At 68.3% G+C, this 15,490-nt stretch carries 15 protein-coding genes; 8 read left to right on the forward strand and 7 right to left on the reverse strand.

Features of this window, described 5'->3' with window-relative positions; all coding sequences use genetic code 11:
* Positions 1 to 201 precede the first annotated feature (201 nt).
* Positions 202 to 633, forward strand: a complete 432-nt coding sequence (locus tag AB0395_RS19150) for a heme-binding protein (RefSeq protein ID WP_366282230.1) — start codon at positions 202 to 204, stop codon at positions 631 to 633.
* 167 nt (positions 634 to 800) lie between these two features.
* Here AB0395_RS19150 and AB0395_RS19155 read toward each other — a convergent pair whose 3' ends face one another.
* The gene (locus AB0395_RS19155; RefSeq protein WP_366282232.1) at positions 801 to 3,986 is read right to left on the reverse strand and encodes an amidohydrolase family protein; all 3,186 of its coding nucleotides are present in this window, start codon (positions 3,984 to 3,986) and stop codon (positions 801 to 803) included.
* Between the two features lie 474 nt (positions 3,987 to 4,460).
* Between AB0395_RS19155 and AB0395_RS19160 the strand changes: the two genes are divergently transcribed.
* Both AB0395_RS19160 and AB0395_RS19165 read left to right on the forward strand, forming a co-directional pair.
* Positions 4,461 to 4,631 (forward strand): hypothetical protein, encoded by a 171-nt coding sequence (locus tag AB0395_RS19160; protein ID WP_366282234.1) that lies wholly within the window; start codon positions 4,461 to 4,463, stop codon positions 4,629 to 4,631.
* Positions 4,632 to 4,866: 235 nt separating this feature from the next.
* On the forward strand, positions 4,867 to 5,241 hold the full coding sequence (locus tag AB0395_RS19165; RefSeq protein ID WP_366282236.1) for a hypothetical protein: 375 nt from the start codon (positions 4,867 to 4,869) through the stop codon (positions 5,239 to 5,241).
* Between the two features lie 321 nt (positions 5,242 to 5,562).
* On the opposite strand, the gene AB0395_RS19170 is transcribed toward AB0395_RS19165, so the two are convergent.
* Entirely contained in the window at positions 5,563 to 5,967 is a 405-nt protein-coding gene (locus tag AB0395_RS19170; protein ID WP_366282238.1) for an ATP-binding protein, read from the reverse strand.
* Positions 5,968 to 6,122: 155 nt separating this feature from the next.
* Here AB0395_RS19170 and AB0395_RS19175 point away from each other — a divergent pair, with 155 nt between their 5' ends.
* From AB0395_RS19175 to AB0395_RS19185, 3 genes are all read left to right on the forward strand, one after another.
* Positions 6,123 to 6,431: an antibiotic biosynthesis monooxygenase gene (locus AB0395_RS19175; RefSeq protein WP_366282240.1), complete on the forward strand. Its 309-nt coding sequence runs from the start codon at positions 6,123 to 6,125 to the stop codon at positions 6,429 to 6,431.
* On the forward strand, positions 6,428 to 7,630 hold the full coding sequence (locus AB0395_RS19180) for a helix-turn-helix transcriptional regulator (protein ID WP_366282242.1): 1,203 nt from the start codon (positions 6,428 to 6,430) through the stop codon (positions 7,628 to 7,630). The genes AB0395_RS19175 and AB0395_RS19180 overlap by 4 nt, the downstream gene beginning before the upstream one ends.
* 192 nt (positions 7,631 to 7,822) lie before the next feature.
* Complete coding sequence (locus tag AB0395_RS19185; protein ID WP_366282243.1) at positions 7,823 to 7,996, forward strand: hypothetical protein; 174 nt, start codon at positions 7,823 to 7,825, stop codon at positions 7,994 to 7,996.
* Positions 7,997 to 8,048: 52 nt separating this feature from the next.
* Here AB0395_RS19185 and AB0395_RS19190 read toward each other — a convergent pair whose 3' ends face one another.
* The 3 genes from AB0395_RS19190 to AB0395_RS19200 form a co-directional block, all read right to left on the reverse strand.
* A complete protein-coding gene (locus AB0395_RS19190; protein ID WP_366282244.1) occupies positions 8,049 to 8,402 on the reverse strand; it encodes an alpha/beta hydrolase in 354 nt (117 codons plus the stop codon).
* 106 nt (positions 8,403 to 8,508) lie between these two features.
* Positions 8,509 to 9,120 (reverse strand): hypothetical protein, encoded by a 612-nt coding sequence (locus tag AB0395_RS19195; RefSeq protein WP_366282246.1) that lies wholly within the window; start codon positions 9,118 to 9,120, stop codon positions 8,509 to 8,511.
* Positions 9,121 to 9,886: 766 nt separating this feature from the next.
* Positions 9,887 to 11,050 carry an acyl-CoA dehydrogenase family protein gene (locus AB0395_RS19200; RefSeq protein ID WP_366282247.1) on the reverse strand — a complete coding sequence of 388 codons (1,164 nt, stop codon included), beginning with the start codon at positions 11,048 to 11,050 and terminating at the stop codon, positions 9,887 to 9,889.
* 151 nt (positions 11,051 to 11,201) lie between these two features.
* On the opposite strand from AB0395_RS19200, the gene AB0395_RS19205 reads away from it, so the two are divergent.
* Positions 11,202 to 12,521, forward strand: coding sequence for a UDP-glucose/GDP-mannose dehydrogenase family protein (locus AB0395_RS19205; protein ID WP_366282249.1), 1,320 nt, complete (start codon positions 11,202 to 11,204; stop codon positions 12,519 to 12,521).
* A 147-nt stretch (positions 12,522 to 12,668) separates the two neighbouring features.
* Here the strand turns inward: AB0395_RS19205 and AB0395_RS19210 are convergent, their stop codons facing one another.
* Both AB0395_RS19210 and AB0395_RS19215 read right to left on the reverse strand, forming a co-directional pair.
* Positions 12,669 to 12,914, reverse strand: a complete 246-nt coding sequence (locus tag AB0395_RS19210; protein ID WP_366282251.1) for a DUF397 domain-containing protein — start codon at positions 12,912 to 12,914, stop codon at positions 12,669 to 12,671.
* A complete protein-coding gene (locus AB0395_RS19215) occupies positions 12,899 to 13,726 on the reverse strand; it encodes a helix-turn-helix transcriptional regulator (protein WP_366282253.1) in 828 nt (275 codons plus the stop codon). Before AB0395_RS19215 ends, AB0395_RS19210 begins: the two co-directional genes overlap by 16 nt.
* Before the next feature lie 808 nt (positions 13,727 to 14,534).
* On the opposite strand from AB0395_RS19215, the gene AB0395_RS19220 reads away from it, so the two are divergent.
* Positions 14,535 to 15,353 carry an SDR family oxidoreductase gene (locus AB0395_RS19220; RefSeq protein WP_366282255.1) on the forward strand — a complete coding sequence of 273 codons (819 nt, stop codon included), beginning with the start codon at positions 14,535 to 14,537 and terminating at the stop codon, positions 15,351 to 15,353.
* Positions 15,354 to 15,490 lie beyond the last annotated feature (137 nt).

The following is a 15,490-nucleotide window of genomic DNA, read 5'->3' on the forward strand; positions in this document are numbered from 1 at the left end:
TTCCGTGGAACGGCACGCGCCCGCCGGGCGAAAGACCGGGCAGGCCACCATATGAGGCACCGTATGCGGCGCCGTGCCGGACCCGTGGACGTCCATGGCGTTCGGGCACCCGCGGGTACCATTGGGCGCCGCATGCGTCTACGGCACGTCATGTGAGCCGCTGTCCGGTGTGGACGGCGGCACAGCGAAGGAGACGCATCTGTGGCACGGGAACTGACACTCGCCCTGGCACGCGTGGCGGTAGAGGCCGCACTGACTCGCGCGACCCAGGACGGCCTCCGGGTCAGCGTCGCGGTGGTCGACGCCCTCGGCCGAGACGTCCTCGTCGTCCGCAGCGACGGCGCCACCTGGTTCACCCCCGAGGTGGCACGCTCCAAGGCCCGTACAGCCGCCGCCTTCCGGCGCGACAGCGCCTCCCTCGCCGGACTCAAGGAGTCCTACCCCGAGGTGTTCACACTCGCGGGCGACCAGGTGCCGTTCCGCCCGACCACCCTGCCGGGCGGGATTCTCCTCGAACTCGACGGCGAGATCGTCGGCGCCATAGGCGTCAGCGGCGCGACCCCGGCCCAGGACGTGCTGTGCGCCGAGGCGGGCAGCGACGCCTGCGCCGACTCCGGGCCCCGCACCGGCTGACCCCCTCAGAAGCACACCGGCCGAACCCGTCGAAAGCACATCCGCCGAACCCCCGAAAGCGCACCGACCGAATCCGCCGGAAGCGCACCGGCTGAATCCATCAGAAGCCGGCACGCCCCGGTCCGGGTGGTCGCCCACCCCCGCGGGCGACCACCCGGACCCGCGCCCTAGTGGTCGTGGCCGCAGGAGAGGCGGGCTTTCTCCAGCTCGGCGGGGTCGTTCCACCAGAAGGCCGTGGTGCTCGGGTGGACGGGGACACGGGCCCTGACACCGACCGCCCTGACGCTGACCGCCCTGGCGGCGGGCGCGGGCTGGTCGGTGGTCGTGGCGGACGGGTACGGCGCGAGCAACTGCTCGACCGTGTGGTGCTCCCCGCCGACGACGACGGCGACGACGTTCGCGGCGTCCTCGATCCGGGACAGCGGATCGCCGTCGACGACGGCCAGGTCGGCGTACGCGCCCTTGCCGATCCTGCCCAGCGGCAGGCCGAGGTAGGTCCCGGACGTACTGGTGGCGCTGGTCAGCGCCTCCAGCGGGGTCAGGCCGTACCTGACCATGGCCCGCAGGTTCATGTGCAGGCTGACCGCGAGATGGTCGATCGGCGCGTCGGTGCCGGTGGTGACGACGCCCCCGCCGCGGATCATCGCCGTCAGCTGCGCCACCTGGTTGGCCAGGTTCGCCCGCGCCACCGTCTGGTCGGTGGTCTGCGCGGAGGTGACGGACGCCTGCAGCTTCGCCATTCGCCAGTTCGGGTAGAGCCTGCGGACCCGCTCGTCGGTGACCAGCGAGGTGTCCTCCCGGTACAGGGTGCCGGAGCCGAACAGGGTCGGGGTCCGGGCCATCTTCGACGCGTTGAACATGGAGATGACGTCCGAGTAGCCGGAGCCGACATTGGTGACGGTGCGCGAGTAGCCGAACCTGTTGGTCGCGCCGACGTGCTCGGTGCCGTCTCCGCCCATCGCGATCGCCGGGTAGTGGTAGTGGGACGTCACCGGTTTGCCGTTCCGGTGGGCCCAGGCGATGACCTCCCGGTGCCAGACGACGGGCAGCCGCACGTAACACTTCATCAGGTCGTAGTCGAGGCGGGCGGCCCGTTCGAGCTCGAGCAGCAACTGCCGGTGGGAGAACGTCGGGCGCATGAAGTTGTAGTAGATGCGCGGCCCGTCGATGGCCTCGCCGGTGCCCAGGTAACGCGGTGCGAGCCGGGCACCCGACTGAACCGACTCCCGCTCCTCGACCATGTGGTACGCGGGCGAGCCGGGTGAGCGGGTCGTCGTGACACCGAGCGCGAGCCACAGCGGCCCCTGCCGGGACCCGTAGGCGTAGCCCTGCATCTCGCGATGGTGATGGATATCGATCAGGCCCGGCATGACGAACCTGTCACCGGCGTCGACGACGGTACCGGGCCGCCGGTCCCGGTGCGGCTCGATCGCGACGATGCGCTGGCCGCGCACGATGATGTCGACGTCGCGGGCCACGGTCGCGGAGACGCCGTCCCACATGCGGCCGGCATGGATGACGACCTGGTCGGGGCCTGGGCGGTTGCGCCAGGACAGCTGGAGGGGAACAGCCCGGACAGCTCCGCCGTCGACGCGTACGGTCTTCAGCCGCCCGCCGTTGAGGTAGAGCAGGGTGGCGGAGTCGCCGGCCCAGGCCGGGGCGTCGGACAGCTCTCGGGTGACCTGACGGGCGGGGCCCGTGGGCCGTCCGGTCCTGTCGACCGGCAGGACCCACAGAAGCGACTCCATGGCGAAGGCGAGCATGGTGCCGTCCGGCGACCACACGGGGCCGTCGTCGCCACGGGTCTGCAGGGATCGGTGTGGAGCCGGGTCGACGTACGTACCGGCACCTGTCGCCCGATCGACGAGAAGGATCTTGGACAGGCCTTCACGGTACCGTCGCGAGTACGGCACGACCGCCGCAAGCGCGATCGTCTTCCCGTCCGGCGACCAGGTCGGCCTGCCCGGTTCGAAGGTCGCGTCGAAGACCTTCTGGACGTCGCCGGTGGCGACGTCCAGAACCCACAGCGCGCCGTCCTGGTCCAGGTAGGCGATCTCCTTCCCGTTCGGCGACCACCGGACCGACAGGGCGGCGGAGTCCGACAGATGAGTCAGCTGCCGATCGGTGCCGGTGGCGAGGTCGCGGACCCAGATGTTGAGGGTGCCGGTACGGTCGGTGACGAACGCCAGCCGCCGCCCGTCCGGGGAGAAGTCCGGGTCGGCCTTCCACCACCGGTCGCGAAACAGCGGGATCGGCTTGTGCCCGATTCGCATGAGGTAGATGTCGTTGAGGGCGCGGAAGGCGATGGTCGAGCCGTCCGGGGACACGACCGGGCTTCCGATGCCGGTTACCGGGAACGAACCGGACGCGTCGAACACGCGGACGCTCTTCGTGTACTTCGGGGTTCTCGTATCGAGTGCGGCGGTGAAGCCGACCGTACCGGAGGACGTGGAGCCGAGGCGGCGGGTCCGAACGGCGCCCGCGGAGGTGTAGAAGTAACGCCCGTCCGGGGCGAACCCGGCCCTGAACGGGAAGACCTCCTCGCCGGTGACGAGCGTGCCCGCGGTGCCGGCCAGGTCGTTGGCGCCGTCGTGGAAGAGGTGGTAGGCGATGTCGGTCCCGTTCGGCAGCCAGGACGGCTGGTGGATGACCTGACCGGCGGGGACGGTGACCACCGTGCTGCGGGCGCCGGTGGCCACGTCCACGACGTCCACCCTGGTGTCGGCGACGACGAACGCGATCTTGCTCCCGTCGGGTGACCAGGCCGGTTCGTACTCCTCGGCGGAGGTGTCGGCCAGTACACGCGTCGCACCGGTGGCGACGTCGAGCAGGTGGATGCCGTAGCTGCCACCGGCGTCGGACGAGTAGGCGATGGTGCGCCCGTCCGGGCTGTACCGGGGCTCTCGATGGTCGAACGGCCCCGTGGTCAACTGCTTGATCGCGGACCCGTCGGGCCGGATCGTCCACAGGTTGAAGACACCGTCACGGTAGGACTGGAACACGATGGTGGACCCGTCCGGGGACCAGTCGGGCTGGGCGATGTCGTACAGGTCGCTGGTGAGCCTGCGGGCGGTGCCGCCGGAGGCGGAGCAGATCCACAGGACGCCGAGCATGTCGAGCGCGAGCATGCGGCCGTCGGGTGAGAGCGCGACGGCGAAGTCGGTACCGGACCCGACGGAGATGTCGCCGCCGTCGCCTGCGTCGTCGGCCTGGGCCCGCACGGCGGCGGTGGGCACAAGGGTGGCGGCCAGAGCCGCTCCGGCACCGGCCAGGACCGCCCGGCGGGACGGGCGGAACGGCGACCCGGAGGTGGGAAGGGGTGCGTTGGGGGAGGCGGGGGTGGGACTCGTCACGAGTTTCCTCCTGCGCTGCACGTCTCGGGCAGAACGCGATGATCCCTTGAATCATGACCTTGAAACCGGCGTATCGCAGGACCCGGCGGCACTCCGTGCGGTGAGCGGACGCCGGTCGCCGCCCAGTGGCACAGAGAGCACGCCGAACGGTTGCCGCACAAGCCTGCGGGCCGGCGGCACCTTGGCTCGCCGAGCACCACACAGCGGTCCCTCGGACGCGACCTCACCGCCTGCGGCAGCCACACGCTCCGGTGGAGGGCTTATGTGAAGGTCCCATACTCCCGAGCAAGGAGCAAAGGATCCGCAGGTAACTCGTGTGCCCTCCGGCCGATACCCTCCCTGTGGAAAGCGGAAGTCGGCACGCCTTCCAGCGCGCCGCCCACAAAGACCGCTATATCCAGATGTGGCCTATTCGTTACCGATCATCTCCCCGGCACGAGGGCTGGAGAATTCCGCAACCCACTGGTGTGCCGTTTGCCCGGGTCACCGGATGCGTGCAACACCGTGCTCACCAGCGCGGGCGGTTTCGGAGCCGCCGTGGCCTTGATGCTGGCGATCGAGTCCATCGCACCGGAGCAGGTCGAACACCATCGGACCGTCCACCAGTTGGTGTCCAACCTGCTGACCATGCAGGACCCGCTCTAAAACAGGGTTTCCCTACCCGACGGCCTACTTCAGCAACTGACGAGCCATGACCAGTCGCTGGATCTGGTGCCCTCGTAGATCTGGGTGATCTCCAGCCCAGGATCCGACCATCTGCGGAAATCACTCGATCATGCGTCTGAGCAGGGGTTACGCTTGCGGACGTCTCGCGTCACCTGTCACTGGTTTCGGCTCTCTCACGGAACAGCGACGGAACAACAGCAGGAGGCCCGTCTTCATGGCGATCCCCAAGAAGGGCTCACGGCTCATCACGGTCGACGGCGTCACCTACCGCTGGCGCATCCGCCGCAAACCCACGTACTGCCAGGCGAACAGCTGGGGACCGCTGACCTTCGCGGTGGAGTCGGCCGACGGGCCGGGACGCGTTCTCCTGGTGGCGCTTCCCTGTTCCCGGCCGGACGCGTGGCTCGGAGAACGAGCGATGGCCGTACGACCGGCGCTCGTGGCGGGGAGCATGCGGATGGCCCTGGAGCGTGGCTGGGATCCACGACAAGCAGGCAGTGCCTTCACTCTCAACCTGACCGAGGGGGACCTGACTGACGCGATGAACGGCCGACAGCCTTCCTACATGGTCCCCTTCATGAGGAGATGACCGACTCAAAGACACCCTCTTGGTCTCCAATCTCTCCTGTCTCCCCTGAAGGAGATGTCGGATAGTTAAGGCATTCGATGCGGCGGGCCGGGGTGATCGTGCGGAAGTAAGAAGTAACAGGTCATTGCCGTGGTTGGGGTCTGGGCGGCCTTGGGTGGGTTTGGACGTGGATGACGTGGGCCGCCAGTTCTTGGGCGGTGGCGGCGGTGAGGGTGGTTTAGCGGCCGTGGAGGGCGAACCAGCGGTCGGCGAAGGGGTCGTAGAGGAACGCCCAGGTGGGGAAGCGTTCACGGAGGGCCTGTAAGTACAGGTGAGCCTGGGTCATGGGGCGGGTGGGGACAGTTCGGCCCAGACGGTACGGCCGGTGGCGTCGCCCTTGACTCCCCAGGCGGTGGTGAGGGCTTCGACAAGGTGGAGTCCTCGTCCGCCTTCGTGGTCGGAGGTGGGCAGGCCGAATAGGGCGGGGCCGCCCTGGTCTTTGATCGCGAGGTAGGCGGTGCCGTCGGGGCGGGGGTGGATGAGGGCGGTGAAGGTTCCGCCTGGTTCTCCAATGCGGGTGTGCTCGACGGCGTTGATGGCGAGTTCGCTGGCGATGAGTTCGGCGTCGGGGTGGCAGGGAAGGTGCGCCCTGACGAAATGGCGGGCCTGGCGCACCTGTTCCCTTGTGCCGGGGAAGGTCCGATGCCATCCGTCTGCGATGTCCCAGCGGGTTTGGGGCGGGATCATGTCGGCTCACCTCGTGATCATGCAGGTCAGGGAAGTTGATGTCTGCGAGCGGTACTAAAAGTACGTGTGCAGTACTCTTGATACAAGCGACTTGAGGTACTTGCCCCGCACAATGAGTACTGATCTCTTAGAGCCTGCGACCGAGGAGGGGGCCCATGTTCGGACTAATGGTGCGATTCACCTGTAAAGACCAGGCCAGCGCCGAAGCGTTCGACCAACTGACCGGCCAGACCATCGAGAAGATCCGAGAGAACGAGCCGGGAACGCTGGTGTACGCCGCGCACCACGTCGAGGGGCAGCCGCTCCAGCGGATCTTCTATGAGCTGTACCGAGACCGGGCAGCCTTCGACGCGCACGAGGAACAGGAACACACCCGGCGTTTCCTCGGCGCTCGTGATGATCTGCTGGCCTCGATCGAGGTCGACTTCCTCCACCTGCAGGCCGGTAAGGGAACAACAGGGTGAGCACCGAGTATCAACGGGCGCTGGGGCGACGCATCGCGCAGGAACGCAAGCGACGCGGCCTGTCACAGCCCGAGCTGGCACGGCTGATCGACCGATCGGTGGCCTGGGTCTCCCAGGTGGAACGCGGAGTGCGCAAGGTCGACCGCATGTCGGTCCTGGAGAAGGTCGCCGAAACCCTGGACGTGCCGCTGTCGGAGCTGGCCGCCGAGGCACCGGTGGTCGCCGCCGTCACCGAAGAGACTCCGGGCACAGCCGATCTCCGGCTCCTGCTGTCGAGTGTTCACTCCCTGCGAGCCATGCTGCATCCCGTACCCGCCGCGCCTGCCGAAGAGCTCAGAGCGCAGGTCGAGCAGGCCTGGGAGCTGGTTCACGAGAGCCGGTACGCGGAGCTGACCGGGCTGCTTCAGGGGCTGGTACCCGCGTTGGAGACCGCGGTGCGCTCAGCTCCCGAGGAGCGTCGGGCCGAGCTGTTCGAGCTGCTCGCCGCGGCCTATCAGGCGTGCTCGGCCGCCCTCGCCAAGCTGGGTGAGCCGGAAGCCGCGTGGATCGCCGCCGACCGGGCGATCATCGCGGCGGAACGGGCAGGGGATCCGCTCCTGGTGGCGGCCGGCGCCTTCCGGCTCGGGTTTGTCTTCCTGGGAGCGCGTCACTTCGACCAGGTGGAGGAGACGGCCCGGACCGCCTCGGACGCGCTGTGGTTCCTGGCCGAAGCGGGCAAGCCCGAGGCCATGTCACTGTGGGGCGCTCTCACCCTGCAGCGCGCGGTGGCCGCCTCCCTGCTCAACGACGCCGACACCGCCTACCGGCACCTCGCCAAGGCCCGTGAGATCGCCGGACGGCTCGGCGACGGGCGCAACGACTACAACACCGAGTTCGGCCCGGCCAACGTCGCCCTGCACGAGGTCGCCGTGGCGGTCGAACTGGGCGACGCCGGTCACGCCCTGCGGGCTGGGACGACGGTGGATGTCTCGACGCTCTCCGGTGAGCGCCGCGCCCGGCTCCACATTCACCTGGCCCGCGCGCACGCCCAGCGCCGTCAGATCGACGAGGCCGTGTCGGCGGTGCTGGAGGCGGAGGCCGTCACCCCGGAGCAGGTACGCAACCATCGCGCCGTCCGCCGGCTGGTGTCCGATCTGCTGACCATGCAGGACCCGCCCTCGCCTGAGCTGCGGGAACTCGCCGACCGGGTGGGGGCGTAAGAGGATGCCGGTCAGCAGTTGGACGTGGTAGCCGTATCCGAGGGCGAGGCTTTCGAGCATGGTCGGCGAGCCGTACTCACCACTCAGCGAATCCTCGGTGATCATCATGTAGATGGTCCTGTTGGGCTGACAGTACAGGCTGGCCGTTTCCACCACGTCGTACTCACCGCAGGCGGTCTTGACCCGCGAGGTGTGCGAGAAGACGATCTTCGGCCTGCCGAACCTGAACCCGGCCTTCTTCAGCTGCGCTCCCCACGCCTTGTCGAGGCAGCCGGACTGGGCTGGGACCGGGCCGACAAGGTCGCCTCCCTGCTCTCTGCACTGGCCGGGGTGGCCTCCGTGGGAGTGGCGGTGTGGGCCGCCTGACCGCCCACGCCGCACTCCCCTACCCCCGAAACGCCTTGTCCACTGGAGGATGTCAAACGCCGACGGGATCCACCTTGATGGGCGGTATCTGCTTCAGGCAAGCAGTCGGCCCTGGGGTTCCCTTCGCGATGAAACCGGCGATGAGGCCGGAGACGCAGCCGCTGGGGTCCAGGTCGGGGACATGGCCCATGTTCGGTACGGAGATGAGCCTTGATCGCTCGAACCTGCGGGCCACCTTGGCGGCGTCGGAGTCCGGGGTGATCGCGTCCAGGTCGCCGGTGAGCACCAGAGCCGGAACGTCGGGGAAGTCATCGCTGACGGGGTAGGGCCGGGTCGCGGTCTGTCGCGGCCACCCCAGGCAGATTCTGGCCAACTTCCTCAATGTCCTGACAAGGGTTGCGTTCACGGCCAGGCTTCATACCGGCCATTTCGACCTGCTGATCGTCATGGTTTGTGTGTCTGGCGGACGACGACTTGATGGGGTGACCGTGAGCCCCCGTCAACAGCCCTTGCTATTCGTCAGGCAGCAGGTAGCGCCAGGAGAGCACGAAGAGTGCCCCCGAACCGGTCTTGAAAAGTGATCGGCCGTACTCCTGCCCGGCAGGCACCGCCTTGGTGATCGCACTCACCGCCGCCCCCTCGATGTCCTTATGCCAAACCGGGTCCACCGTGCCCGAAGGCTCCGGGACCCCTGCGGGCCACGGCGCCGGCTTGCCCTCCGCCGAGGCGGCCCCTTCGGCGACCATGCGGACACGGGTGGCGACGTAGTCGGTGCCCGCGGCGGTGCCCCGGGTCGCCAAGCCGTCCATCACCTTCTTCGCCTCCGAGAGCTCCTTCGGGTAGAAGCCCGCGAGCTGGTCCAGAGCCGGGGCCCGGACCTCCAGCATCTTTCCGTCCTTCCCCCGTACCCCGAGGATGGTGGTCGGCACGTCCGTCACCGCCGGCGCACCCGGCTTGGGCTCCGCGGTCGGCGGTTGCCCGGTCAGGTACGTCTCCATCGACGCAACCGTCTCGCCCGTCTCGGCAACGGTGAGCTTCAGCTGCTTGCTCGCGTCAACGATCACCAGGCCGTCGCTGTACAGCACCACTCTCGGCGGACGCAGCACGTTCATGGTCGCGGTCACGAACCCGCCTTCGGCACCCCACAATGCAACCGGCTTCGGCGGCCCGTCGTCAGCCAAGGTCGCCGACGTATCCGATTCCACTCCTCCGCAGGCCGCAGTCAGGGACAACAACGCCACGAGCAGGGTCATTCGCACTCTCATGCCCCACAAACGTCCGTTTCCTTCAGATGGTTCAGCCGGTGTCGTTCGCGGTCAGGCGGATCCACCGGCAAGGCATTCGTCTTCCTGGGAGCGCGTCACTTCGACCAGGTCGAGGAGACGGCCTGTACGGCCGCCGAAGCACTGTGGTCCCTGGCCGAGGAAGGCAAGCCCGAGGCCATGTCGCTGTGGGGCGCCCTCGAGAAGCCGAGGCAATCGCACCGGAGCAGGTTCGCAACCATCGAATCCGTCCGCCAACCGGTGTCCGATCTTTTGACCATGCAGGACCCGCCCTCGCCTGAGCCGCGGGAACTCGCCGACCGGGTCGGGGCGTAAGGGAGTCGGACAGTGACCAGGGAGTGTGCGGGGTCGGCAGACCTCTCGCCCGGGGTTCGGGGCGCAAGCCCCGAGAAGACGCAGCCCGAGTTCGGAACGCGCGGAGCACGAGAGGCGAGGCCCGAATGCGGGCTGGGCGGAGAGGCCCGATTGCGGGCCGTGCGGAAGGTGGGCTCGGGGCCGCCCCGCGTCTCACGGAACGCGGGGCGGAACAGAGGTGCTCGAAAGATCACCCCTGCCCCGAGAGCGCGGGACGATCTTTCCGGAAACAGAGTCTCCTCTGCTCGGCGGCCTACTTGAGGAGCTGGCGGGCCATGACGAGGCGCTGGATCTGGTTGGTGCCCTCGTAGATCTGGGTGATCTTGGCGTCGCGCATCATGCGCTCGACCGGGTAGTCGCTGGTGTAGCCGTACCCGCCGAGGAGCTGGACCGCGTCGGTGGTGATCTCCATCGCGGCGTCGGAGGCGGCGCACTTGGCGGCGCTGGAGAGGAAGGTGAGGTCCTTCTGCGGCTCGCCGTGCATCGCCAGCTCGGACTTGGCGGCGGCGGCGTAGGTGAGCTGCCTGGCGGCCTCCAGCTTCATCGCCATGTCGGCGATCATGAACTGGACGCCCTGGAAGTCGGCGACGGCCTTGCCGAACTGCTTGCGCTCCTTGACGTAGCCGATCGCGTAGTCCAGCGCCCCCTGGGCGATGCCCAGGGCCTGGGCGGCGATCGTGACGCGGGTGTGGTCCAGGGTGGCCAGGGCGGTCTTGAAGCCGGTGCCCGGGGCGCCGATCATGCGGGAGGCCGGGATGCGGACGTCCTCGAAGATGACCTGGCGGGTCGGGGAGCCCTTGATGCCGAGCTTGCGCTCCTTGGCCCCGAAACTGACGCCCTCGTCACTCTTCTCGACGACGAACGCGGAGATGCCCCTGGCGCCCGCACCGGGCTCGGTCACGGCCATCACCGTGTAGTACTCGGAGACCCCGGCGTTGGTGATCCACATCTTGGCGCCGTTGAGCACGTAGTGGTCGCCGTCTGCCACGGCCCGGGTCTTCATCGCCGCAGCGTCGCTGCCGGCCTCCGCCTCGGACAGGGCGTAGGAGAACATCGCGTCGCCCCGCGCGACCGGCGCGAGGTAGCGCTGCTTGAGCTCCTCGGAGGCAGACAGCAGCAGCGGGACGGTGCCCAGCTTGTTGACCGCGGGGATCAACGAGGACGAGGCGCACGCACGCGCCACCTCCTCGATGACGATGACGACCGCGAGCGCGTCGGCTCCGGCGCCGCCGTACTCCTCAGGAACGTGTACGGCGTGCAGGTCGGCCGCGACCAGCGCTTTGTAGACGTCCCAGGGGAACTCCCCCGTCTCGTCGGCCTCGGCGGCACGAGGGGCGATCTTCTCGTCGGCAAGGGCGCGGACAGTCTCCCGGAGCATCTGGTGCTCTTCGGGCAGCGCGTAGAGAGGGAAGCTCATAAGGAAATACTAGGACGTCCAACAAAATATGGACCGCTCCAGCCCGGGTGATCTGCGCAGCCAGATGTTTGTGCAGGTGGCGACAGAGTGTGGAACGGGGGATGCCGATACTCTGACGACACAGAATTGGGCAGAACCGAAAGGAATACCAGTGGCCTACCGCCTGACGATGGTGGGAACCGGATACCTGGGTGCGACGACGTCGGCATGCATGGCGGAGCTGGGCTTCGAAGTCCTCGGCGTCGACGTGGATGCGGAGAAGATCGCCCGCCTGCAGGCCGGCGACCTGCCCATCTACGAACCGGGCCTGGAGGAGATTCTCCGGCGCAACCTCGCCAACGGGCGGCTGCGCTTCACCACCTCGTACGAGGAGGCCGCCGCGTTCGGCGATGTGCACTTCCTGTGTCTGGGCACCCCGCAGAAACCCGGCGAATACGGCGCGGACATCTCCTACCTGGACTCCGCGATCGAGTCACTGGCCCCCCACCTGAAACGCGAGTGCCTGGTCCTCGGCAAGTCGACGGTCCCGGTGGGCACCGCCCAGCGGCTGGCCGAGAAGCTCGTACGGCTGGCGCCCATCGGTGCGGGAGCCGAGCTGGCATGGAATCCGGAGTTCCTGCGCGAGGGTTTCGCGGTGAAGGACACGCTGCATCCCGATCGGATCGTGCTCGGCGTGTCCTCGGACAAGGCCGAGAAGATCATGCGCGAGGTCTACTCCTCCATGCTCGAGCAGGGCACCCCGATGGTGATCACCGACTATCCGACCGCCGAACTGGTCAAGGTCGCCGCCAACGCCTTCCTCGCCACGAAGATCTCTTTCATCAACGCGATGGCCGAGGTGTGCGAGGCCTCCCACGCCGACGTCAAGCAGCTTTCCCTGGCGCTGTCCTTCGACGACCGCATCGGCGGCAAGTTCCTCAACCCGGGCCTGGGCTTCGGCGGCGGCTGCCTGCCCAAGGACATCCGTGCCTTCATGGCCCGCGCCGGAGAGCTGGGCGCCGACCAGGCGCTGACCTTCCTGCGTGAGGTCGACGCGATCAACATGCGCCGCCGGGCCCGCATGGTCGACCTGGCCCGCGAGCTGGCCGGAGGCTCCTTCCGGGGGTGCACGGTCGCCGTCCTCGGCGCCGCGTTCAAGCCGAACTCCGACGACATCCGTGACTCGCCCGCCCTCGACGTCGCCGTCACAATCGGCCAGCAGGGCGGCCAGGTCACCGTCTACGACCCCGTCGCCCAGGAGAACGCCCGCCGGGCCCACCCCGAACTGTCCTATGGCGCCTCCGCCCTCGATGCCGCCCACGACGCCCATGTCGTGCTGCTGCTGACCGAGTGGCAGGAGTTCATCGATCTCGATCCCGACGCGCTTGGCGCCGTCGTCGCGACCCGCAAGATCGTCGACGGCCGCAACGCCCTGGACGCCGAGATCTGGCGCGCAGCGGGCTGGCACTACCGGGCCCTCGGCCGCCCCTGACCGGGCAGCGGGCCGGAGGCGGACGCCCCGGCCCGCTGCGGCGAGATCCGTCGCCCGCGGGAACGCCGAAAGGCCGGCTCTGTGCGGAGAAAAGGGTCGGCCGCGCGGAGGGAACGGTCAGCCGTGCGGGAGGGGCGGGAGGGAAGGTCAGCCGTCGAACTCGCCGAGCTTCACACCACCGACGAACGCATCCCATTCCGAACGAGTGAAGAACAACTTCGGCCCGTCGGGGTTCTTCGAGTCACGCAGCACATACAGGGAACCGAGACCCGCCTTGTGGCCCGCACCGGGAGCAGCGGGGGCGTCGACCACGGCCACCTCGACACAGTCGCCACCATTGTCGCTGCTCAGGGATGCCTTACGCCACACGGCTCCGCTCAACTCTGCTTCCATGTCTCCATCACCTTCGTCATGAGATCGATGCTTGCACGCGGGGACATGGCCTCGGTGCGAAGCTCTTCGTAACGCATACGGACCTCCGCCACATCACGCGGATGATCCGTGACCCGCCCCTCGACCGCACAGTCCACATAGGCGGTGTCCATGCCGCCCTCGACACTGGCTATGACGAACGCCCCGCTCAGACCGGCCGTGACGGTGACGTCTCCGGGCATGATCTGGACCGAGACGTGGCGGTTCTCCATTGCGGCCATGACGGCCGCGATCTGGCCGCGCATGATCTCCGGGCTGCCGATCCGCCGGTAGAGCATGCTCTCGTCGAGCACCGCCCACAGCAGAGGCGGGCTGGCGCCGTGCAGCAGGCTCTGACGCTCGATCCTGGCGGCGACCAGCTCCTCGATCCGCTCCTCCGCGACCGCCCTGCGCCCCTTCAGGAGCGCGCGGGCGTAGTCGGGAGTCTGCAGCAGGCCGGGGAACACCAGGGGCTGCCAGCTCCTGAGCGTGTGCGCCCTGCGCTCGATCTCCACCCACGAGCGGAACCAGAGAGGGTACGCCACCTGACTGAGCATCGGCCAGACCCGCATGAGGGTCCCTCCGGTGTTGAGCATCCGGTCACAGCGCTCGATGAAGTCACGCGACGGATTGCGCTTGGCGGTCTCGACCATCCCGACCAGTGGGGCGGCGTAGGAGACCGCCTCGGCGAGCTGCTCCTGGGTCCAGCCGGCCTGGTCGCGCAGGCGGCGAAGCTCTGCTGCGAAGAACGCCAGCGGGCTTGACCTGCTGTCGAGCTCACGCGACGGGGGCATCCGAACTCCTGTCTCACGTTTCACACCGGAATCACACCGCGACCGGCCGTCGAAGAGCACGATCGCGCGTTCGGCAACGAATTCATCACGCACGGTAATGTGACGCCGTCCTGTTGGGAAGCGCATCCCCAAAACACGTCAAGATCAACGACAGGAAACCCGACGATCCTCCTCGCTCATCCACGAATCCCCCAGGTCATCGCCCATCGTGCGGGAAATGAACGGCCGTTCGAAAAGAGGGGGTGAGATTTCCACTTATGCCGTTTCTTACTACGGAGCGTCACTTCCATTCCCTTCGAACCGCCCGTTTCCGGGGGGTGCGGGGCCACGGGGAGACGACTTTCACCGGCGGGATGGCCGCGAGACACGAGGTGTCGCCCGTCCTGCCCTCGCGGACGAACCCGGATCTCCATCCGGCGCCCTGCGATCCGCGCCGTCCGGTTGGTACGGCACTCGGCCGGCGAGGAGATCCATGGTCGTCCGCAGGGTCCCGCGTCCCGCCCGCCACGCAGGTCGTTGACAGACGATAGACCGAATGAATAATGTTGGACATTATATTCATCGACATCGACCCGGAGCGTGATTCGTGCGGCCCGCCGAACGTGCCGTGCGCGCGCAGACGCCGATGTCAGGAGCTTCGCCGGGCGTCCGCCATGGTGGTTCGGCCGCTCCGAGTGGCAGGCGGACGTGGGAGAAGAATGACCAGCGATATCAGCATTGAGATGAGTTGGGCAGCCTTCGGGCGACGGGCGTCATGTCGGCCCGGCCGGCGACAGCTCCTGAAGACACTCACTGGAAAGGCCATCTGATGGAGCTCGGACTCAGCGGCAGGTCATACCTGGTCACCGGGGGCAGCCGTGGCATCGGCCTGGCGACCGCCCGGCTGCTTCTCGACGAGGGTGCCGCGGTCACGATCGCCGCGCGGACCAGCTCGTCGATCGAAAAGGCGACCGCCGATCTCGGGGGACACCCGCGAGCCGGATTCGTGCGGGTCGACCTGCGGCAGGCCGACGGCGGCCGTACGGCGGTGACGGCCGCCGTCGACCTGTTCGGCCCGCTCGACGGCTTCGTCAACAACGCGGCCGCCTTCTCCGTCCACAACGACCACCCGGACCGGGCCGCGTGGGCCGAGCTGTTCGAGCTCAAGCTTCTCGGCTACGAGTCCGTCGTCCAGGCGGCCCTGCCGCACGTGCGAGACGGCGGCAGTTTCGTCAACATCTCGGGCATCGCCTCGTTGCGGTACATGGCCCTGTCTCCGCACGTCAGCGCGATCAACTCGGCCGTGGAAGCGCTCTCCAGGCACTACGCGGCGCAACTGGCCGAGCGGCGGATCAGGGTGAACACGGTCGTCCCCGGCGTGACGGCGACGGACCGCTACGAGCAGCGCGTCACACGCCTCAGCCAGCGGGACGGCCTCGACGCCGCCGAGGCCAGGAAGACCATGGACAGCAGGATCCCGCTGGGCAGGCCGGTCGATCCGGCCGAGATCGCCGCCGCCATCGTCTTCCTGCTCTCGGATCGGTCGGCGAGCACCACCGGCGCCACCCTGGTGGTCGACGGCGGCGCCATAGCCGTTCCGGACGCGGCGACCGTCCCGGACCAGACACGGGCCGGGACGGGTTCCTGATCGGCACGGGCCGGGGCAGGCATCTGACCGGCTCCTACGGGAGGGTACGGGGGAGGGGGGGGTGGGGGGGGGGCCGGGAAACGCGCACACACCACCCCCCCGAGAAAACCCCCGAGGACAGGGGGCAGTGTATGGGG

It is taken from the genome of Streptosporangium sp. NPDC051023 (assembly GCF_040689595.1).
Taxonomy (GTDB): Bacteria; Actinomycetota; Actinomycetes; order Streptosporangiales; family Streptosporangiaceae; genus Streptosporangium.